The sequence below is a fragment of the Alteromonas sp. CI.11.F.A3 genome, from assembly GCF_032925565.1.
Lineage (GTDB): Bacteria > Pseudomonadota > Gammaproteobacteria > Enterobacterales > Alteromonadaceae > Alteromonas.
On the sequence record NZ_CP136708.1, the window covers coordinates 2,474,604 to 2,497,210 of the forward strand.

The 22,607-nt window shown below is 43.8% G+C and carries 15 protein-coding genes; 10 read left to right on the forward strand and 5 right to left on the reverse strand.

The genetic code is table 11. The annotated features are described in order from the left end of the window. Positions 1–19: 19 nt before the first annotated feature. A complete protein-coding gene (locus tag R1T43_RS10660) occupies positions 20–721 on the reverse strand; it encodes a HAMP domain-containing sensor histidine kinase (RefSeq protein WP_317348720.1) in 702 nt (233 codons plus the stop codon). 245 nt (positions 722–966) lie between these two features. Here R1T43_RS10660 and cysB point away from each other — a divergent pair, with 245 nt between their 5' ends. Further along, on the forward strand, positions 967–1,941 hold the full coding sequence (gene cysB / locus R1T43_RS10665) for an HTH-type transcriptional regulator CysB (RefSeq protein WP_013784052.1): 975 nt from the start codon (positions 967–969) through the stop codon (positions 1,939–1,941). Between the two features lie 164 nt (positions 1,942–2,105). Here the strand turns inward: cysB and R1T43_RS10670 are convergent, their stop codons facing one another. The 3 genes from R1T43_RS10670 to pabB form a co-directional block, all read right to left on the reverse strand. After that, entirely contained in the window at positions 2,106–3,479 is a 1,374-nt protein-coding gene (locus tag R1T43_RS10670) for an L-serine ammonia-lyase (RefSeq protein WP_211071906.1), read from the reverse strand. Positions 3,480–3,650: 171 nt separating this feature from the next. Then, positions 3,651–4,223 carry a CoA pyrophosphatase gene (locus tag R1T43_RS10675; RefSeq protein WP_211071905.1) on the reverse strand — a complete coding sequence of 191 codons (573 nt, stop codon included), beginning with the start codon at positions 4,221–4,223 and terminating at the stop codon, positions 3,651–3,653. Further along, entirely contained in the window at positions 4,210–5,715 is a 1,506-nt protein-coding gene (gene pabB / locus R1T43_RS10680; protein ID WP_317348727.1) for an aminodeoxychorismate synthase component I, read from the reverse strand. The genes R1T43_RS10675 and pabB overlap by 14 nt, the downstream gene beginning before the upstream one ends. A gap of 263 nt (positions 5,716–5,978) precedes the next feature. Here pabB and R1T43_RS10685 point away from each other — a divergent pair, with 263 nt between their 5' ends. Then, on the forward strand, positions 5,979–7,508 hold the full coding sequence (locus tag R1T43_RS10685; protein ID WP_211071903.1) for a fumarate hydratase: 1,530 nt from the start codon (positions 5,979–5,981) through the stop codon (positions 7,506–7,508). A 203-nt stretch (positions 7,509–7,711) separates the two neighbouring features. Beyond that, positions 7,712–8,983: a DNA recombination protein RmuC gene (gene rmuC, locus R1T43_RS10690; protein WP_317348729.1), complete on the forward strand. Its 1,272-nt coding sequence runs from the start codon at positions 7,712–7,714 to the stop codon at positions 8,981–8,983. 120 nt (positions 8,984–9,103) lie between these two features. On the opposite strand, the gene R1T43_RS10695 is transcribed toward rmuC, so the two are convergent. Next, positions 9,104–13,990, reverse strand: coding sequence for a S8 family serine peptidase (locus tag R1T43_RS10695; RefSeq protein WP_317348732.1), 4,887 nt, complete (start codon positions 13,988–13,990; stop codon positions 9,104–9,106). 514 nt (positions 13,991–14,504) lie between these two features. Here R1T43_RS10695 and R1T43_RS10700 point away from each other — a divergent pair. From R1T43_RS10700 to R1T43_RS10730, 7 genes are all read left to right on the forward strand, one after another. After that, a complete protein-coding gene (locus R1T43_RS10700) occupies positions 14,505–15,692 on the forward strand; it encodes a thiamine pyrophosphate-dependent dehydrogenase E1 component subunit alpha (protein WP_317348734.1) in 1,188 nt (395 codons plus the stop codon). Further along, positions 15,692–16,669 carry an alpha-ketoacid dehydrogenase subunit beta gene (locus R1T43_RS10705; protein WP_211071899.1) on the forward strand — a complete coding sequence of 326 codons (978 nt, stop codon included), beginning with the start codon at positions 15,692–15,694 and terminating at the stop codon, positions 16,667–16,669. Before R1T43_RS10700 ends, R1T43_RS10705 begins: the two co-directional genes overlap by 1 nt. 15 nt (positions 16,670–16,684) lie before the next feature. Then, positions 16,685–18,028: a 2-oxo acid dehydrogenase subunit E2 gene (locus R1T43_RS10710; RefSeq protein WP_317348738.1), complete on the forward strand. Its 1,344-nt coding sequence runs from the start codon at positions 16,685–16,687 to the stop codon at positions 18,026–18,028. Positions 18,029–18,271: 243 nt separating this feature from the next. Continuing rightward, positions 18,272–19,147: a 23S rRNA (adenine(2030)-N(6))-methyltransferase RlmJ gene (locus tag R1T43_RS10715; RefSeq protein ID WP_317348739.1), complete on the forward strand. Its 876-nt coding sequence runs from the start codon at positions 18,272–18,274 to the stop codon at positions 19,145–19,147. Positions 19,148–19,232: 85 nt separating this feature from the next. Continuing rightward, positions 19,233–21,152 (forward strand): protein kinase domain-containing protein, encoded by a 1,920-nt coding sequence (locus R1T43_RS10720; protein WP_317348742.1) that lies wholly within the window; start codon positions 19,233–19,235, stop codon positions 21,150–21,152. After that, positions 21,145–22,008 carry an acyl-CoA thioesterase gene (locus R1T43_RS10725; RefSeq protein WP_211071896.1) on the forward strand — a complete coding sequence of 288 codons (864 nt, stop codon included), beginning with the start codon at positions 21,145–21,147 and terminating at the stop codon, positions 22,006–22,008. Before R1T43_RS10720 ends, R1T43_RS10725 begins: the two co-directional genes overlap by 8 nt. A 52-nt stretch (positions 22,009–22,060) precedes the next feature. Continuing rightward, complete coding sequence (locus R1T43_RS10730; protein WP_317348746.1) at positions 22,061–22,579, forward strand: gamma carbonic anhydrase family protein; 519 nt, start codon at positions 22,061–22,063, stop codon at positions 22,577–22,579. The last annotated feature ends 28 nt before the right edge of the window (positions 22,580–22,607 follow it).

Genomic DNA, 22,607 nt, shown 5'->3' on the forward strand with positions numbered 1-22,607 from the left:
AAACTATTATGCGTTAATGTTACGGTATTTTTACCCTAAATACACTTCCGCCAAGACTACCGCCATTACTTAAAGAAATCTCTCCTTGCAGTTGGCCTTGCGAGTGAGCCGATGCAATAAGTCTAGCAAAGAAAAGCCCTAACCCGGTTCTACCTTGACTAAGCTGAAAATCGGCTAAGTCTTCGTGGCTTTTTTCAAGCATAGACGTTGGATAGCCGATGCCATCATCTTCCACACAAATATGTAAGCAATCATCTTCAACCTGCGCTGAAATACAAATTTGAGAGGTTCCATACCGAAGGGCATTCACCAGCACATCATTAATTAATAGGTAAATAAGTTCTCTATCTAAATACCAACTTAAATCTAGGTCAACATTCGCATTAACCACAATTTCTTTTTGTTCAATGTAAATATTATTAGAGCCAACTACATCGTCTATTAAGTCACTAACGAAACACTCATCTACTGTTATCGGCAGACTTTCTAATTCTGCACGATAAAGTGATAAAATTTGTACTAGATTGGTATTGAGCCGCGATGCCTCATAATGCACATTAGCCACTTGCTCTCGTGCTTTACTGTTTTCAGGGGCTAAATCATTAGACAGATTTTCAATTGACTGGATAAGAAGAAACAGCGAATTTTTCATATCGTGCACAGCAGCTGCTAGCACCGACGAAAAGTCGATAGGAGAGGTAAGTTGCTTTTTTTCACTCATATGAATAAAACCCGTTATTTTCCTTAAAATTGAAGGCGTTGGACCAATTAAAACATCTGTAAGGATAAAGGAAAACAATTATTCAGTAGGTAACCCATTTTCAGTATTACTTATTTAGCGCAAAATTACCTACTATTTTCTGGGTTAATCTGTCACTTTTGTAATAGCTTATCGTAATTATTAGTAGTTTTGGTTATAACGATAAGGTTATAGTACACAACTGGTTACAAGGAGCGATGTTTTACATGAAATTACAACAGCTACGTTACATAGTAGAAGTACTTAACAATAATCTGAATGTTTCTGCCACGGCAGAAAGTTTATATACCTCTCAGCCGGGCATTAGTAAGCAGGTGAGAATGCTAGAGGATGAGTTGGGTGTACAGATTTTTGGGCGTAGTGGAAAACATCTAACCCATGTTACTGATGCCGGAAACGATGTCATTAATATATCTCGCGAAATCCTGGCGAAAGTAGAAAGTATTAAAGCGGTGGCTCGAGAGCATACGCTACCAGACCAAGGTAAGCTGAATATTGCTACTACGCATACACAAGCACGTTACGCGCTGCCTGATGTAATTCAAGGTTTTATGAGCAAGTACCCGAAGGTGTCTTTACACATGCACCAAGGTACGCCATCGCAAATTAGTGATTTGGCCGCTAAAGGCGAAGCCGACTTTGCTATTGCTACGGAAGCGTTGCATTTATACAACGACTTAGTGATGCTGCCTTGTTATCACTGGAATCGTAGTGTGATTGTGAATAAAGACCATCCTTTGTCGAAGAAAGGCTCTATCGATATCAGTGATATCGCTAAATACCCCCTTGTCACCTATGTATTTGGTTTCACTGGTCGCTCAGAACTCGACCAAGCGTTTGAACGTGCAGGCCTTACACCTAAAATTGTATTCACTGCCACCGACGCCGACGTTATTAAAACTTATGTGCGATTAGGTGTGGGTATTGGTGTTATTGCTTCCATGGCGGTTAGCGATGAACTCGATTCAGATTTAGTGAAAATTGATGCAAGTCATTTATTCGATTACAGCACGACCAAAATTGGCTTTAGAAAAGGCTCTTTCCTACGAAGCTACATGTACGACTTTATCGAGCGCTTCGCTCCGCATTTAACAAAAGATAAAGTTGAAAAAGCCATGATGCTGAAAAACAATGACGAAGTAGAGAAGATGTTCAAAGGGGTAACCTTGCCGGTTAAATAGGCGAGATTAGCATTGAAGAGACAATTGGCTTAATTGAATTGGCGGTTTGCGTATGAAAATACGTAACAGCATAAAAAAGGCGATTTGCGGTGTTTTTACCTATAAACCCCAATCGCCTTTTTTGTATTTACTGGTTTGTCACGTTCAGTGATGTCAGCTAACGTTTAGCATTCAATAATATTAACGGCTAGGCCGCCTCGGGCTGTTTCTTTGTACTTGGTTTTCATGTCGTTACCGGTATCGCGCATAGTTTTAATGACTTTATCTAACGACACCTTGTGCTCGCCGCTACCGCGCAATGCTAACCGTGAAGCGTTTATCGCTTTAATCGCACCCATTGCATTACGTTCAATACAAGGAACCTGTACTAAGCCGCCCACGGGGTCACACGTTAACCCTAGGTTATGCTCCATACCAATTTCAGCGGCATTTTCTACTGCCGGTACAGTACCGCCCATAATCTCTGCCAGCGCGCCCGCAGCCATAGAGCATGCCACACCTACTTCACCCTGACAGCCCACTTCAGCTCCAGAAATTGATGCATTCTCTTTGTACAAGATACCAATGGCTCCTGCGGTAAGTAAGAAGCGGCTTGCCACTTCTTCATCCACTGGGCGAATAAATTTATCTACATAATGTAAAACCGCTGGAATAATGCCGGCCGCGCCATTAGTAGGGGCCGTTACCACGCGGCCTCCAGCCGCATTTTCTTCATTTACCGCTAAGGCAAACAAGTTTACCCAGTCCATGGTTTGCATGGGGTCGGTGGTATGTTCGGTTTGCAGGCGTCTATAAAGTGCAGGTGCACGGCGCACTACTTTAAGGCCACCTGGCAATATGCCTTCACTGTCGATACCACGTTGCACACAGGCCTTCATTACTAACCATATTTCAAACAGCTTTTGTTTTACGGCGTGAGCAGGTTGAAAAGTGGTTTCGTTTTTAAGCATAAGGGCGCTAATACTCAACCCGTTATTTTTGCATTGTTCTAACAACGCAGCACCAGATTTAAAAGGAAAAGGCACAGTCGCTTGAACGGCACCTGCGTGAGCCTTAGTGGCATCAAAATCCTCTTCTTTTACGATGAAACCGCCACCAATGCTGTAGTACGTTTGCTCGCACAGCAATGTGTCGTTTTCGTAGACGTAAAAGGTAAGTGCATTGGCATGTTTGGGAAGTGTTTTACGTCGGTGAAAAACAATCGCATTTTTGTTTGGAAACAAAATGGGCTTCTCGCCATTGAGGTACAAAGACTCTTGGTTTCGTACATCTTCTAGCAGTGGCTCTATTTTATTTACGTCAATGCTTTCAGGCATTTCACCAGATAGCCCAAGGATCACGGCTTTACCTGTTCCGTGACCAATACCGGTTTGACCTAAAGAACCAAACAATTCCACTTTAACTGAGGTGATTTTTGAAAACAGCGCGGTGTCTGTTGCAAGTGTTTTAGCAAATTCAGCACCCGCCCGCATGGGGCCAACGGTGTGTGAGCTTGAAGGGCCAATACCCACGCTAAACATATCAAAAACACTAATCATAAAATTACACCAGTCTAAATTACTAATAAGTAGATCATGCATGTAGACGGGCTTAACTACAATACAGAAAAGCTAATCAATTGATTAGAATTGCTAATGTGGTGTAAAGAAATATTTAACCACACCCAATTAAGAGCACGCCGAGGCAAGTGTATTTAAGCGTTGGTAAGCTTAAGGATGAATATGGTGAGACAGGTTACGTAATATGGCAGCCGTAGCGCCCCAAATCATATGTTCATTCCACGGAATAAAGTAGATAGGCGATGAACGCTTACCTTTGCGCGCGGTATGAATAAGGTGATTTTTGCGGTCCAGCACATGGGCTAATGGAACCTCGAAAGCACTTTCTACTTCGTTAGGGTCGATAACGGGCGTAAAACTGGGTTCAACAAAACCCACAACCGGCGCTATTTGATAACCGCTTACTGTCCTGTAATTCGGCAACACCCCAATAATTTCTACGTTTTCAGAAGGCATGCCTATTTCTTCACGGGCTTCACGAAGTGCAGCGTCGAAAACGCTGTTGTCTACTTCATCTACCGCGCCACCGGGAAAACTAATTTGGCCTGGATGATGACGTAAGTGGTGTGCACGCTCTGTGAGCAAAACTGTCAGCTCATTACCATAGTCCATTAGCGGAATTAATACCGCAGCTGGTCTGCCTCTAGATTTAAGCGGGTAATCGGGCTCTCTGTGCGTTTGACGCAAATGATGAAATTGGCGGAGGAAATCAGCTCTGTTCACGGCCTGCTCCAAAATGGGAGGTTAGCACTGGCAGAATTTTAGACACTTTATCCAAGGTTTCTTTGTACTCGTCATTAGCCACTGAATCTAAAACAATACCACCACCAGCCCAGCAATGCAGCTGGTTATTCTCCCCAAGCAGCGTTCGAATACAAATACTTGAGTCCATATCTTCACGAAAGCCCATATAAAAAATACTGCCGCAATAGATATTTCGTCTATGCACTTCAAGTTCGTCGATAATCTCCATCGCCCTAATTTTAGGTGCACCTGTAATAGAACCGCCAGGGAACGAGGAGGCAAGTAAATCTAATGGGGTCGCGTCGTCGTTAAGTTCGCCAACAACAGTGCTCACTAAGTGGTGTACTGCTTCATAGCTCTCTAGCGCAAATAACTCAGGCACTTTCACTGAATGGGGCTTACAGTGCTTTGAAAGATCATTTCGCAGTAAATCGACAATCATAAGGTTTTCGGCACGATCTTTTGAAGCAGTCAGCAAAGACTGAGCGCTTCGCGCATCTTCTGCTTCATCACTGAACCGTGGGCGCGTGCCTTTAATCGGTTTAGTTTCCACCACGCCCTGCTTCACGCTAATAAAGCGTTCGGGGGATATACTTAAAATAGTGCTGTTTTTTAATTGAATGAATGCGGAAAAGGGCGCTTGGTTGCTTTCACGCAGAGCGCGATAGGCTTGCCAGCAGTCGCCAGTGTATGTAGCTGAGAATCGCTGCGCCATGTTAACTTGATAACAATCGCCGGCTTTTAAATAGTCATGAATGCGTTCAATACAGTCAATGTAGGCTTCTTTAGTTAGGTTAGACTTCCATTCACTGGTTAATGAAAATGACGTTTTGGTATCATCTTCACCTTGTACTTTCTCATCATTGATAGAGGTTAAACAGGCCTGATTGGTATCATCAGCACCATCTGTAAAATCAGTATCAGAACTGGGCTGTGTAATAAAGTCAGGTGGGGTAGTTTCACCTTTTGCCGAACAAAAATATAGGGTGCCTGTTACCGTATCCTCAATTAACGAAGACAGGTATAGCCCTACGGAAAAATCGGGGGTGGTATAAGTTTGCGCCGCTTTCGCCGGAAGCTTTTCGTAATACCGCCCCGCATCGTAGCCTGCAAAACCGGCTACACCTACTATAAAAGGGAGTTGGTTTGCTAACGATTGACTAGGTTCATCTACCTCAAGGTTGGCCACAGAGCCATGAAGGTAGTGTGTTACGGCTTCAAAAGGTAGAAGGTCGGTTGCAAATGCCTCATCACCAGCTAACTGCACTAAAGCCGCTTCGCCATGTTTGGCCGTTACGGTAGCGCTCGGTTCCCATACCATCACATTGTAGCGACCATTGCTTTTTGTCGAGCCACAAGTATCAAGCAAAATGGCTCCCGTGCGGTGGGCTACCCGCTCAAAAATATCTACAAGACAAAGGGAAGGCGATGTGCTGATTGGCGTAATGGTAATTAGCGATGTTGCGGGCATTAAAAACTAACTCTATACATCAGGTTAAGAAGAATGTTGTTGGCACTGAAGCAGCGTTAATTGGCAACTGAACGGTTAATTTAACAGTATTTGAACGGTATCAATCAGATAACGTTAGCTAAGCGCGTTAAATTTAACAGCACAAGTTTGTTTTATCGCAAAGCTTCACCCATATTTTACATGGTACGGTGCTAACAGATGCGCTAGTATACGCTTTTTTAGCAGGCTAAGACCACGAAAGCAAAATAAAAAAAGAGGATGTCATGACCGTTATCCGCCAACAGGACTTCATTGATAGCATTGAAGATTCCCTACAGTTTATCTCTTACTATCACCCGCTCGACTACGTTAAAGCCGTAGAAGCAGCGTACAACCGAGAAGAAAGCCAAGCAGCTAAAGATGCGATGGCACAAATCCTTATTAACTCTAGAATGTCAGCTGAAGGGAAACGTCCTTTGTGTCAAGACACCGGTATTGTGACCTGCTTTGTAAAAGTAGGCATGGGTGTGACTTGGGATAAAACCGACATGACCGTTCAACAGATGGTTGATGAAGGCACTCGCCGCGCTTATCTAAATCCAGATAACCCATTACGCGCATCTATCGTTGCCGACCCCGCAGGCGCACGAACCAACACCAAAGACAACACACCGTCAGTTGTGCACATTGATATGGTGCCCGGTGAAAAAGTTGAAGTAATGATTGCGGCGAAAGGCGGCGGCTCAGAAAACAAATCTAAAATGGTAATGTTAAACCCCAGCGATAATATTGCTGATTGGGTAGTTAAAACGTTACCAACGATGGGGGCGGGCTGGTGTCCACCTGGAATGCTAGGTATAGGTATTGGCGGTACAGCGGAAAAAGCAGCTGTACTTGCGAAAGAAAGCCTAATGGATCCGGTTGATATCCAAGAGCTTATTGCTCGCGGCCCAGAGACCACAGATGAAAAGCTACGTGTTGAAATTTTCGAACGCGTGAATCAGTTGGGTATTGGTGCACAAGGCCTAGGTGGATTAACTACCGTAGTAGACGTTAAAATTATGTCTTTGCCTACCCATGCGGCATCTAAGCCAGTGGCGATGATCCCTAACTGTGCAGCAACCCGACATGCACATTTTCATTTAGATGGCTCAGGTCCAGCTGAACTTACGCCACCTAAATTAGAAGATTGGCCTGAGGTAACGTGGGAAGTGAGTGAAAACACCCGTCGCGTTAACCTTAATGATGTTACCAAAGAAGACATTCAAGACTGGAAAGTGGGCGAAACCGTACTCCTTTCTGGAAAAATGTTGACTGGCCGTGATGCGGCGCACAAGCGTATTCAAACTATGCTTGATAACGGTGAAGGATTACCAGAAGGCGTAGATTTAACCAATCGCTTTATTTATTACGTAGGCCCTGTTGATGCAGTTGGCGACGAAGTAGTAGGCCCAGCCGGTCCAACGACTGCCACTCGTATGGATAAATTCACTGACATGATGTTAGAGAAAACTGGCCTAATTGGTATGATTGGCAAAGCAGAGCGTGGGCCTGCAACGGTTAAATCTATTGCAAAGCATCAGTCAGTTTATTTAATGGCCGTAGGTGGTGCAGCGTACTTGGTTTCTAAAGCTATCAAGAAGTCACGGGTAGTAGCGTTTGAAGATTTAGGTATGGAAGCCATTTACGAATTTGACGTAGAAGATATGCCAGTTACCGTAGCAGTGGACAGCACGGGCGCTAATGCGCACGAAACTGGGCCTGCTATTTGGAAAGCAAAAATTGAAGATTTAGATAAAGCATTATCCAAGTAATCATATATTTGTGATTAAAACAGGTGCCAATGGCACCTGTTTTTGTTTATAGTGCTGTATAAATTAACAGTGCGTGTGTTTTTATGTATTCCTTATCTGATTTTCCCCCCCAATATTTGAATGCTGGCCTTTTATTACTGGCGTTAATTTTTCTTGTTTTGCTAATAGTGACCCGTAGAACATTGAATCAGGCTCGCGATCAAATGGCTGAAAAAAGTGATGCGTTACTTGTTCTGCAGCAAGCCTCAAACGAAACCCAAGAACGTATGGGCATGCTGGTTGAAAAATCACGTCAGTATGAGCAGCTATTAGCTGAGAAACTACAACTTGGTGAATCCTTGAGCGTCCTGCAAAAAGAGTACAGTAAGTTGCAAGCGCAATACGAAGCGCAAAAAGCGAGGCTGGATGCGCTTATGCAGAATCATGAGGAAAAGCTTGCGTTAATGCATTCGTCTGAACAACGTTTACAAACCCAGTTTGAAAACTTAGCGAACAAAATTTTTGATGAGAAAAGCGCAACCTATCAAACCCAAAGTAAACATAATATTGAAGCGGTATTAGCGCCGTTTAAATCTCAATTGGATGGGTTCAAACAACAAATTTCAGAACAACACATTCGTGAAGGGCAAGAACGAGCATCGCTAAAAACGGAAATTTTAAGTTTAAAGGCGTTAAATCAGCGTATAACCGAAGAAGCCTCTGCATTAACTAACGCACTTAAAGGCGATAACAAAAAACAAGGTAATTGGGGCGAGGTTATTTTAGAGCGCATACTCAAAGAATCAGGGCTTCGCGAAGGTCATGAATTTGAAACCCAGGTATCGGCGCAATCTGAACAGGGTAGGCGGTTGCAACCTGATGTTGTGGTGCATTTACCCAACGACAAAGATGTGATTATCGATTCGAAAGTAAGCTTAGCGGCGTATGAGCAATATTTTAACTGTGACGACGACACCAGCCGCAAACAATATCTAAGTGCACACGTGGCTTCAATAAAAGGCCATATTAAAGGGCTGGGAGCTAAAGAATATCAATCCCTTAAAGGGCTGCGAACATTAGATTATGTTCTACTCTTTATTCCTATTGAGCCTGCGTTCTTGTTAGCGATTGAAGAAGAGCCTGACCTTGTTTCTCTCGCGCTTAATCATAATATTATGTTGGTTAGCCCTACGAACTTGCTTGTGGCGCTTCGTACCATCAACAATATTTGGCAATACGAATACCAAAATCAAAACGCGCAGCTCATCGCAGAACAAGCAGGAAAGCTTTACGATAAATTTGTCGGCTTTGTATCTGATATAGAAAAGATTGGTAAAGCACTAGATAGCGCCCATGGCAGTTACGATGCCGCAATGAATAAGCTTTCAAGTGGGCGAGGAAATTTAGTGCGGCAAGTTGAGAAGTTCAGAGAAATGGGCGTGCAGCCTAACAAGCGATTAGACGACACATTAACAAGATTGTCAGATGAAGAATAATGAAATCGCGTAGGTGAGGTAGCATTAACGTTAGGTAGGGTAACTTACTGATACTGCAGATATAAAAAAGGCCGCTTAACAGCGGCCTTTTACGTTTAAGTAATATCTAAGCGATATCGCTTATTTCATTTTACGTCTACGTAGATACACAACTGGAACAAGTAGCAATGCTAACCAACCCATTGAACCACCGCTCTTATCAGTAACGCTTACGGTTACTGTTTCTGTTGTTGTATTTAAACCATCAAATGCAACCACTTCAAACTGAACAGCAATGGTGGTGTTCGTATTAGGCGCTGTAGTCGTTAGACTTGAGCCTGAGATGTCATTGATAGTGAATGTAACGTCATCACCTTCTGGATCTGTTGCTGTAGCAGAAACAGTGATTGACTCACCTTCTTCAACCGTTAGCGGAGCAGTGATGTTGATAACAGGTGGTAAGTTATCTTTTATCGTTACATTGGCTGTTGCCATTGTAGTGTTACCGTTACTATCAGTCGCAGTAAGCTCAAGCACGATTAGCGTATCTTCAGTTACTTCTGGAGCAACTAAGATAGCTTCTTCTATGCCCGCACCTGCAATGATAGCTGCTGGCCCTTCAATTTGCTTCCAAGTAATGTCGACAGCGTCGCCATTAGGCTCTTCAACTAGACCAGGTAAGTTCAACTCCATTAATTCAACAACTTCCAGTGTTGCCACTGTCATGCCGTCAATAGTAACAACCGGAGGACCTTCAACTTGTAAACCTTCATAAGTTTCAGATACTGCAGATGATGCACCAGGGATGTTAGTTACTTCTGACATCGCCATCATTTGAATAGCACCACCAGCGTCATCAGCATTTACCATAACGGTGTAAGCTAATTGAGTAGGGCTGCTATCAACGTCGTCAAGATACATACAGATTTGCGTACCAGATGTAATTTCAGCATCAAAGTTTGCATCAAAGAAGTCTTGGCTGTAAGGCGTGTAGTAAGGAGCTTTACCCGTAGCGCCATCAATATCTTCGTAACCAATGGTCACAGGCAAGGAACTACCAAGGTCATGTGTCACATTATCGTATGAGAATACGATGTTTGGCTGACCTTCAGTTGGCTCATTGAAGAAAACAATTTGGTAATCTGCAATATCAGCGAAATCTTCGCTAAGACCCCAGAATCGCATGTTATCCCATTCAATGATGGTATAAGCAGCGCCTGCAGAAGCTACAGAAACACCTGTGCCATTAGCAACGTCAAATTCTTGGTCGCGCCATAGCGGAGCAATAACACCACTTGGATCTGCAACATCTGGAAGCCCTTGGTTCACCCATGGTGCAGTACCTAAGCTATTACCAACAGTAACAAAACCATCATCAGTGACTGTAACTGCATCATACATTGTGCCTAGGAAGTAAGCAGGAAGTGTATAAGTACCGTCTACTGTATCTCCATCTAATGTATCATCCTGTCCAATACCAAAACCGGCTAGGTCGATGTATCCACCGCCTTGACCAAAGTCAGGGTTAGCACAGAACGCATCAGTAGCATTAGTAGTAATTGCATAAGATGGAGTAGCACCAATTAGCGATTCTTGGGTAATAGACCAAGAAAGCGTATTTTCAGTGGCAACACCGTCGTGAGACAATGAACCTTCAACTAACGTAACGTTATCTGGTAGCGTTAGTGAAATTTCATAGTCACGGTCTTCCGTAGTAAAGTTTGGAAGTACGTTTACATAGAAAGTAGCTTCTTCACCCGGTAGTACACGCTCTTCAGACTCAGCAGTTACATAAACATCGTCTTCAGCACGAAGAATATCAACAGGAATAACGCCAAGGTTGTCAACGTTCTCAGCATCAGTGCCCATTGAAACGGCACCAATGTAGATGTCACCTTCAACCGCGTCGGTTAAATCCCAAGTAAAGCGTACGTCGAACTCAGTTAACTGAGGAATAGCTGAAGGAGCATCAATAGTTAACCCTTCACCTGGTTGGTTATCAACCATGGCATGCGCTAATACAAAGCTATCTTCAAAACCTTCTTCATCAGACGATGCAGCCCAGTTCTGTACAATTACCCAGTAGCTACCTGCTTCTGGCATTTCAACGCTTACATACTCTTCAGTTGCAGCAGTTGCGGCAATAGCAACTTCTTCATCTTCTTGAGGTATACCATCGGCATTTGAGTCGAACAATATACGTAAATCTAGATCTGGCGACGTAGTATCCATGGTTGCAGCTACTAAACGAAGTGTACCTTCAGGTACTTCAATTTGAGTAATATGCAAGCCATCTTCTAAATCATCTAGGTAATCGCTGTTGTCTGAATCTTGCGCAACCATACCTTCAACTTTGGTTGCTTTGGTTAGGCCGTAAGACGTAACCTGAAGATCAGTAATTTCAACTGCCATTACATCTTCAAGCAAGTACGAGTCTTGATTACGATGTACTTCAAAGTCGATTTCATCAGGTAAGTTACCGTTAGATGCAACAATTGAAACAGGAAGGTGCAAGTCAGGAGATGAACCAGACACTAAATTAATTTGACCGAAAGACCAAACGTCGCTTTCTGCGCGGAATGCATCAATCTCAATTGTTAACTCTTGAGATTGTCCAGCAGTTAAGTCGAAGGTAGCAGGCGTAACGGTAATTTCTATACCATCAGAAATTCCCATACCATCTACAGACCAAGAGCCGTCTTTAGTTGCTGTTACAGTACGAGTCCATGTGCAAGAACCTACACAGTTGTCGTCGGTAACAGAAGGTAGGTTAAGTGTACGAGGCTCACCACCTAGTGCTGGATCAGCAGAAGCATAATTTGCATCTGTTTCATCCATAACTAAGCCAGATTGAACGGCTAGGTCTACTTCAATACGACCTGCGCCCATATCAAACCAATCTGCTGCGGTAACACCGTCTTCTTTAAGAACATCGGTGGTAGCCGTCATCATAAGAGCAGAACGTACCTGATCTGGTGTCCATGACGGTTTCTCATGACGCACAAGTGCAGCAGCACCAGCAACATGAGGACCTGACATAGACGTACCTTGTAGGTAGGCATAATCGGCTGGTGCAGAACCTGTAGAATCTTGACCGTACTGTTCATCAGAGTAAGCAGCATAAATGCTAACGCCCGGCGCAGTTACCGACGGAGTTAGCGTGCTAATTGATGTATTAGGACCACGTGAAGAGAAATCAGCCATAATATCAGCTGCGTCATCATCTACTGTTAATATGCCCTGAGAGGCAGTGATTGACGCAGTATGACCTTCACCTTCTGCCAACCATGAACGCAGCATATCACCGTTTGTAGCATCAACGTGGATACCCGGAATAATATACGCATCGTTATTCACCGATGTTGCGCCATCTGCAAGGTTTGCTAGAACGAAACCAGCAGCGCCGCCACTTGCAACGTTAGATGCTTTAGCTACACGCGCTATTTCACCACGGTCACAAACAACGATTTCACCCGCGAATGTATCTTCTGGGAATGGTTGTAAACATTGTGCTGGATCGCCATCAGGATCATTCGCGTTGGTGTAATCACCAGCGTAAACGATTGAAGCAGTTACCGCACCAGAGTTACTTTTACCATCAATTGCGCCTAACTCAGTTGCACCACCAGTGAAAGAGATAGATTTATCATACTCTACACTTCGACCGTGCGTAGAAGCAGCAACAACGGTAATCCACGGTGCGTGTTTCTCAGTTGTTTCTGGATCGGGGCCACTATTACCCGCAGATTGAGCAATAAAAATGCCCGCGTTGCGTGCATTCAACCATGCTGCGTTAAGCGAACCACTCCAAGGGTAGCCACCACCTGAAATTGAGAAGTTGATTACATCAACAATACCTGATTCAACCGCATCGTCTACCGCTGCAGCCATAGCCGCACCAGTACAACCTGCATAGGTATCACCAGTGTTACCAGGTTGACATACCTGATAAGAAATAATGTTTGAGTGAGGGGCTACACCTGAAATTTGACCAAAGGTGAAACCAGTGGCAACACCGTCACTTGCATTTACGTCAAATTCAGCGGTAACTTCAGCAACATCAACAAGAACGTTACCGGCCGCAGTACTTGCAGTATGTGAACCGTGACCGTTGTAATCTTCACCAAAACGTATGGTACCGTTTTGAGGGAAGATAGTGGCATCTGCGTATACGTCAGAGATAGACGGGTAGCTATAAATACCAATTAGTTTGTCATTACAACGAACTTCAGCTTCAACCGCACATTCACCTAAGTAAACATCGGCGCCAAGTGGGTTAGTATGATCGTAACCATCACCACCTACATCAGCAAAAGAAGGGTGGTCACTGTTGATACCAGTATCAAGTACCGCAACTACAATGCCTTCACCTTGACGACCTACGCCGCTTTCATTAGCCGTGCCGTCCCATACTGCAGGAGCACCAATTAAGATAGGGCCCGTGTCAGTATCAAGTTGATACATTTCATCACGTTCAACGTTTTTAACGCCAGGCAAACGCGCGATGGCTTCTGCCTCAGCTGGCGATGCTTTTACCGCAATTGCGTTCAGTGCATATTTGTATTCTGCTATCGTCTCTAAAGAACCTACAGCAGATTCTGCTTTAGCAATAACTTCTGCCTGTTTCTTTTCAAGATAAGAGGCATAGGCTTTTACTTCTGGAAGAGAAGCATCTAAGCGTTTGCTAGCAGTCGACTTCGATCGTGTTACCGAAACTACTTTTTTAAGTTGGGGGTTAGTAGCTTCTAAACCTTCAACACCACCGTCGTAGCTCGCTACTGCGTCGTCAGAAAGATGTACAAAGTAAATGTAGTCTTTATTTTCGAGTCCTTTCTCAGCGGTGTAGAGTGTTTTTGGTGTGGAAACTGTTTTAGTGTTCTTGTACTTATTTATCGATGTCGCCTTAACTGCTTTGAGTTGATCAGCAGTTACAGAAAACGATTCGGTTGCAGATGATAACTCTGCAGCAGAATGCATGGACATCGACATCAGTGCAGCAGATACAGCTAATGTCACTTTATTATTCACAGGTAACCTCCGTCGGCCTGTTTTTGGGATTTTCCCTGGATGGATGAAATTTCTTATTTTTATTGGCTTTGTTGATCCAATTTTTATTGTCATAACAATGACAATAATATTTCTAGCATAATTTTTTTCACTTTGTAATGAATATTAAACATAAATATGAATTACACATGTTGTTACATTTAGTCATACTTTTTCATTTGATATTAACTAAAAAAAGGGGGATGGATTTGGCTACACAACAGTCAATTAGCTAGCTAAACGCTACTCTTTTAATAACAACCTCTCATCTTATTTTACAAAATAAAACTCTTCTCTTAGCCTTTCATTAGCATCAATTTAACAAGTTGGGTGTTTTTTAGGATATAAATACTATTAAAAAGGGGTATTGAGAATTTCCATCATATTTAGGTGATAAAGCACCGCATAAATAGCACAACGCCACCAACATACTTCTACTAGCATAGTAAAAATAGCAATCTTGCTTTCGTATCCTTCAAATTGCAGGGAGTTTATTGTGGAAGATAGAAATCATCTCGGAAAAATTAAAACAACAAACAGGGTTGAAGTTATCGGCAATGGGTTAATTGATATTCCCATGCTGCAATTGCTCAAACCAGATGGAAGTGAGCATGAAAGTGCGCAACTTCCAGAGATTGACCAAACACTGGCGTTAAAAATTCACGACACCATGGAATACATCAGAATTCTTGATGAAAGAATGGTGGCGGCGCAGCGCCAAGGTAGAATTAGCTTTTATTTAGCAAGTACGGGTGAAGAAGCCGCAGCCGTTGCTAGCGCAGCTGCCTTATCGCCCAATGACATGATCATGAGCCAATATCGAGAGCAGGGCGCACTTGCTTTTAGAGGCTATACAACTGATCAGTTTATGAATCAAATGTTCAGCAACAAAGCCGACCCAAACAAAGGGAGGCAGATGCCTATCCATTATGGTGATAAAGCCCTTAACTTTATGACGATATCTTCCCCACTAGGTACGCAAATACCACAAGCTTCTGGTTATGCGTATGGCCAAAAGATGGCAGGCAATGATGTTATTACTATTTGCTATTTTGGTGAGGGTGCAGCATCAGAAGGCGATTTCCATGCTGGTTTGAATATGGCCGCTGTGCTCAATTGCCCTGTCATCTTCTTTTGCCGAAACAATGGGTATGCCATTTCAACGCCCTCAGAAGAACAATTTGCTGGTGACGGCATAGCGTCACGTGGGATTGGTTATGGGGTAAAGACTATTCGTGTAGACGGAAACGACCCCCTCGCGGTGTTTGCCGCAACGCAGGAAGCACGCCGTATAGCATTAGCAGAAATGTGTCCGGTACTGATAGAAGCCATGACCTACCGACTTGCAGCGCATTCTACATCTGATGATCCAACGGGCTATCGTTCTAGAGATGAAGAAGATAAATGGCGCGCAAAAGATCCTATCGCACGTATGGCGAATTGGCTTGCACATAAAGGTTGGTTCGATGAAAAGCAGAACAAAGCCAAAGTTGATAAAGCGCGTCAAGATGTCCTCGCGGCGTTGAAAGTCAGTGAAACGGTTCCAATTTGCGGCATAGACGAAATAGTTGAAGATGTTTACGACAGTGTACCTTGGCATCTGCAAGATCAGCTGACGTCGTTAAAAGCCCATATTAAACAATACCCTAAAAAATATCCTAAAACGTCTGGGAGTGTTCGCTAATGGCTAAAATGAACTTACTACAGGCAATTAATAATGCGTTGATTACCGCCATGACAGCGGAAGAAAAGGTCATGGTGTTTGGTGAAGATGTAGGCCATTTTGGTGGCGTATTTAGAGCGACCAGTCATCTACAAGAAAAATTTGGTAAAGGCAGATGTTTTAATACGCCGCTTACCGAACAAGGCATTATTGGTTTTGCAAACGGGCTTGCATCACAAGGATCTTTCCCTGTTGCTGAAATTCAGTTCGGAGACTATATCTTTCCGGCGTTTGACCAAATTGTTAACGAAACGGCTAAATGGCGCTATCGTTCAGGTGGTCAGTTCGATGTAGGCGGCCTAACAATTCGCACACCTTATGGAGGTGGGATTTCAGGTGGTCACTACCACAGTCAATCGCCCGAAGCGTTTTTCGCTCATTGCGCAGGTTTGAAAGTCGTTATTCCACGAGATCCATACCAAGCCAAGGGTCTGCTTCTAGCCTCTATTCGTGATAAAAACCCGGTACTTTTTCTTGAGCCAAAACGTTTATATCGCGCGTCTATTGCCGATGTGCCTGAAGATGATTATGAACTGCCTCTTGGTAAAGCCGATTTAGTACAAGAGGGCACTGATATCACCCTACTAGGGTGGGGTGCACAAATTGAGATATTGCAAAAAGCCGCTCAAATGGCGTTAGACGATGGCGTGTCTTGCGAAATTATAGATTTGCGTTCCATTTTACCCTGGGACGCCGAAGCCGTTATCAACTCGGTGATGAAAACCGGCCGACTACTTATCAATCATGAAGCCCCACTTACCGGCGGCTTCGCGAGCGAAATTGCCGCGACTATACAAGAAAAATGCTTTTTGTATTTAGAAGCGCCTATTTCGCGTGTCTGTGGTTTAGATACACCTTATCCACTCGCTCATGAAACCGAATATATGCCTGATGAAACTAAAACCTACGAAGCTATCAAGCGCTCGTTACATTATTAAGAGGGAGCCAATAATATGAATATTGATTTTATTTTACCTGATATTGGCGAAGGTATTGTTGAGTGCGAAATCGTCAAATGGAACGTTAAAGAAGGTGATGTTATTGCTGAAGACCAAAGTGTGGTTGAAGTAATGACTGATAAGGCAGTGGTAGAAATTCCTGCTAAACATTCAGGTACGGTACATAAGCTTTATTATAAGCAAGGCGACATTGCACAAGTGCATAGCCCACTATTTGCCCTTCATACTGATGAAAGCGCTAATGAAGGCCAACAAAATAGCACCGATGATACAGCGACTGATGCTACAACTGATCAAGTAAGTAATACAGAAAGAGTAAAAGAAAATACTAGCCCCAGCGCTACACTTGTTAACGACAATACCGGCGAGCAGGGTAACCTAGCCATTAGTGATAAATGGCAAGACGGGGATTTTGAGCCTCCTATTGCTATACCGGGCAAAGTTTTGGCAAGCCCTGCAGTACGCCGCATCGCCAGAGAGCATGAGATTGATTTACTTGCTGTTGCTGGCAGCGGCAAAAAAGGCCGTATTTTAAAACATGATGTCAGCAACGTAACCGCAAATAACGTTAACGCGAGTACCGTTAGTGCAAATAATGACGAACACTCAGCTACGTCTAATCTTGCGGGTGAATCAAGCTATACCGAAAAAGTGCGAGGCATTCGTGCGGCTATGGCAAAGCAAATGGTAGCGTCAGTAAATACCATTCCTCACTTTACGGTGAGCGATGAAGTTAGAATGGATAAGCTAATTGCCTTGCGACAATCACTGAAGCCCATGTTTGAAGCAAAAGGCGTAAAGCTTAGCTTTATGCCCTTTTTTGTAAAAGCATTGTCGTTGGCGTTAAAAGCGTTCCCTATCATTAACAGTCAATTAAATGAAGACGGTACTGAGCTTACTTACTTTAATCATCATAATATCGGCTTTGCCGTGGACGCTAAAATTGGCCTTTTGGTGCCTAATATTAAGGGCGTAGAAAACCTGTCTTTGTTCGACATAGCCCAGCAAATGCATACCACTATCGAGCAAGCTCGTGAAGGTAAATTGGGCGGTGACGCACTTAAAGGCGGCACTATCAGCATTTCAAATATTGGCGCTATTGGCGGTATTTCGGCTACGCCGGTTATCAATAAGCCTGAAGCGGCTATTGTCGCGCTAGGTAAAACACAAGAGCTTCCTCGTTTTGCCGCTGACGGTAGTGTTGAAGCGCACAATATCATGATGGTGAATTGGTCTGGTGACCATCGTATTATTGATGGGGCCACTATGGTTCGCTTCAATAATCTGTGGTCTAGCTATATTGAAGAGCCAGAAACCATGCTAATGCATTTGAAATAGCGATTGGGTTTTAATGTGGGCCGCAGGCCCACAGTTTGGTGATAGACAAGAACGCTAATATATAAATGGCTAATATATAAGTGCGGTAAGAAAAATTGGCGTAACTACAGTGACTTTAATCACGGGGCGCTTTTACTCGTTTTTACTTTACAGGGCTTATTTCCAGAGAACGAGCTGTCGGGCTTGTGTGGACGTTAGCCCAAGCGTTATTATTGGCAGCTAAACTACATTTTCCTGCGCAATATGCGCGTCAACTTATGGTATATCGTGCTTAGCTATCAACATGCATTTCATGCCGGCAACCACGCCGACGTTATTAAACACCTTTGTTGGATGGGCGTAATAAGCCATCTCAAGAAAAAAAATAAGCCTTTCACCCTTTATGATACGCATAGTGGGGCTGGGCTTTATCAACTTGATGATGCCTTAGCATCTAAAAATAAAGAGTATGAGTCTGGCGTAGACAAAGTCGCTAACATTTCGGCAAATTCACCTTTGCTGCAATCTTATTTGTCGCTATGTAACGGGTTTTTAAGTGATAGATGTTATCCAGGTTCACCAGCTATTAGTGCCAAACTAAAACGTGATATCGATGTGCTGCATCTTATGGAGTTGCATCCTGCTGAACATGAAAAACTCGATGATGCCATGTGGCAAATTGGCGATAACCAAAGCCATGTTCATCACAGAGATGGGTATGAAGGCTTAATTGCACTTACGCCACCTTCACCTAATCGTGGTGCGGTATTAATAGATCCGCCTTACGAAAAGGCTTCAGAATACCAAGATGTAGTCAGTGCGGCGAAAAAGGTATTGGCACGTTGGCAGCAAGCACAAATGGTAGTGTGGTATCCGTTACTATCAGAGCGAGCAGGGGCGAAAAGTGGGGCCAGTCAGAAAATGTGTGAGTCGTTATCGGCACTAGGTAAGCCCTGTTTCACTATCGAGCTTACCGTTGAAGAAAATACCGCCGATGCTGGCATGTACGGTTCCGGCTTGTGTGTCATTAATCCTCCGTGGCAGCTAGATGTCAGTATGGGCGAAGTGCTGGATGAAATAACGCCGCTCTTGGGAAGCCATGCCGCTTATACGTTGACATGGCTAACTACTGAAGAGTAATCCCTTTAGCTGGCTTTTAATAACGAAGAGCTAAAACCGAGTTAAAGCACTCAAGCGTAAACAATCACAGAGGTAGGCAATTGGCATGTCTCAGGTAAAAGGGTTAACGCATTTTTACATACCCGATGAGCAGTCTATTTATCTGCTCTCACATGCTGATGCCAAAAAACTTAAAGATTGGGTTGCACTGTGCATCGACCAATTGGCTAGTTTAGGCTATCGCAATATCTCCTTATTGGGAAAAGGGGCGTTCGGGTTTGCATTTGCAGGCACAGCGCCTAACCAAAATCTAGGCGTTAACTCAAGTTCGGATTCAAGCTCGGACTCAAATGCTACGCAAAACCCAAACGCGCAAGAGCATGTCTTTAAGTTTTCTCGAATAAATCTTCCTCAGCATGTACAAGAACGGCTTGAGGAAGAAGCTTTCATGCTATCTCAAGTATCCCATCCTTATGTGCCTGCATTGGTTGAATATCAGCAAATAGGTAAACAATCTATTTTGGTGATGGGCCGCGCCCCTGGCGAGGATTTAGAAAAAGTGAGTTTAGCTCACGGGCCACTTCCACCAAGGATCATCGTTAAAATAGCCGTGCAGCTTGGTGATTTGTTGCAGTGTTTTAGAAAGCATACGCAAAAAGGCAACGCGAAACCTATCGTCCATGGCGACATTAAACCTTCTAACTTAGTATGGGATGAATCTAAAGAGAGCATCGGGCTTATCGATTGGGGTTCATCCGTGTTTGCTCAAGTAGACGAAAATGGTCAGTACACTAGCAACAATGTGATGGACTTGATGTCTAGCGAGCTTCACCAAACAAATGCCCGATTAGGTGATGTTTATTTTATTGGAGAAGAGCAGCTAAACGGGGCGCTTTCATCCCCACGTTTCGATGAACAAGGTATGGCAAGCACGCTATATGCTTTAGCGTCGGGGCAATCGTGTCGATACGGCCATCACGTTATTCGCCCTTCATCACTTGGTCTGCCAAAAATGTTAGCAAGCATATTAGAATATATGCTCAGTGATGATCCTAAGAAAAGGCAACAAGGGGGAGATTACTTCTTCAATAACTTGCACGTGCTAAAACACATGGTGTTTTCAGAAGACGCTGTACCTCAGTACATACCCAGTATTCCTACGTGGATCACGCCCTCGCAAGATGACATCGAAACCGTTGTTTACAGTTCTCGTAAATCTTATTTGCGCCAGCAGTCTGCATTAGAAGATGCTTCATTACGGTATATCGATGATGCCCAGTTCGACCGATACTACAAAAACTTCTTGCAAGGCATGGGCGATACCGAGAAAGCTTTTGTGTCGGCAATTAGTCGGCTAGGCCGTTATCCCGTGGTAGGCGGCATGGCAATTCGCTGGGAGCCGAACGGCGTTTATGTAGACTCCAGTTTGAATTTACACGATGCGGCCTTAAAAACCGCCTTCGAACTTGCGGTTAACAATGTGATTAACCTTGCACGCGCTATTCATAAGCCTGGGGTATTTAAGTGTTGCATGTTTAACGCTAAAAATACGCTTCACATTGAGCGAGAAACCGAGAATGATGCGTTTGTACCTACGTCAAAATGCGCTATACCGTTTGAGTTATCCCGTGCGTCGGTGGCACAAGATGAATCTAGAACTCATTCTTACTTCGAGGATGGTGACGATCCTGACGAGCTTTTGAAGTTACCTGAGCCCATCATTGCTATTATCAGAGAGCTTAATACTATTCACCACACGGGCTGTATTATTTTTGAAGCTTTAAGTACTCATTTAAAGATTCATAGTTATTACACATTGCTCAATCATCACGAGCAAGAAAGGTTTTCTGAATTATTAGCCAAGTTAGTTGAACATGTGCCGTCAATAAAAGGGCTAGGCATTTCAGGGTTTATGAAGTTACCCTATAAAGACACGCGATTTTTTGAGCATAGGGCGTATTTACCTGAAAAATACTACCCAAGAAACCCGAACGCTGAGCAACAAGAGAAAGAAAAGCATGCCTGAGGTTAAATTATCTTCGTTATTTGAATTAGAGACTGTGGAAGCGGGTTTATATCGCGGACAAAGTTGGGATTTAGGCTTTCGTGCATTATTTGGCGGTCAAGTACTAGGGCAGGCGTTAGCCGCCGCTTATGAAACGGTAGATAAAGACCGTGTAGCTCATTCGTTTCATACTTACTTTTTGCTTCCTGGCGATGCAAAGAAACCTGTGGTCTACGATGTAGAAGTGGTGCGAGATGGCCGTAGCTTTTCTGCCCGAAGGGTAAAAGCAATTCAAGGCGGTCGAAACATCTTTTACATGACGGCATCTTTCCAAGTACCAGAGAAAGGAATGCATCATCAGCAAGCGGATATGCCTGACGTGCCGCCGCCAGAAGAAGTACAGTCTGATATCGAGTTTTATGAAAAAAACTTCGACAAAATCGCCCGTCCTATGCGAGAAGCATTAAGTTATCATCGCCCGGTCGATATTCGTACCATAGGTGCGGCGAACTCCTATCAGTCTAATCGCCAACCCGCTAAGCGCTATATTTGGATGAAAGCAAGAAACGAGCTTGCCCCTGAGATAACACTGCAACAAGCCGCGTTAGCGTATGCTTCTGATTACCATTTTTTAAGTACGTCATTACAGCCACACGGCATTTCAGTTACCGACAAATCGCTACGTATTGCGACTATTGATCATGCTATGTGGTTTCACCGTCCTGTTAATATGAATGAATGGTTATTATATGTAATGGAAAGTCCATTTAGTGGCGGAGCAAGAGGGTTGGTGAGAGGTCAGATTTTCACTCAGCAAGGTGAGCTAGTAGCCTCTGCAACCCAAGAAGGCTTGATGCGACAGGTCGATGTCGACTAAAGACATTTTGTCTTGAGAGCACAGTATTTTAAATTATGTACAAGGAACGCTTATGCAATACTCACTGGATACGTTAAGGCCTAAGTGTGATAGCACCAGTTATGTTGCCCCCGGCGCACATGTTATAGGCAACGTGATATTAAAGCCCCATAGCAGTGTATGGTTCAATGTGGTTATTCGCGGAGATATGGACGCGATTACGGTAGGAGAGCTTACTAACGTACAAGATGGCAGTGTGCTCCATACCGACTCCGGTATTCCTCTTACGTTAGGTAAGGGCGTAACCGTGGGCCATAAAGTTATGTTGCATGGCTGCACGGTAGGTGATTACTCTCTAATTGGGATTAATGCCGTGGTGTTAAACGGCGCAAAAATTGGGAAGTACTGCATTATTGGCGCAAATGCGTTAATTACCGAAAATATGGAAATTCCAGACTACAGCTTAGTGGTGGGCTCGCCAGGCAAAGTGGTAAAGCAGCTTGATAGTAGTGTAGAGGAAAAGCTTCAAGCATCTGCTGCGCATTATGCGCACAATGCAACGCATTATAATAAGCACCTTTCTGAGGTTTAAGCAGCACGCGCAAGCCAAATTATTATGT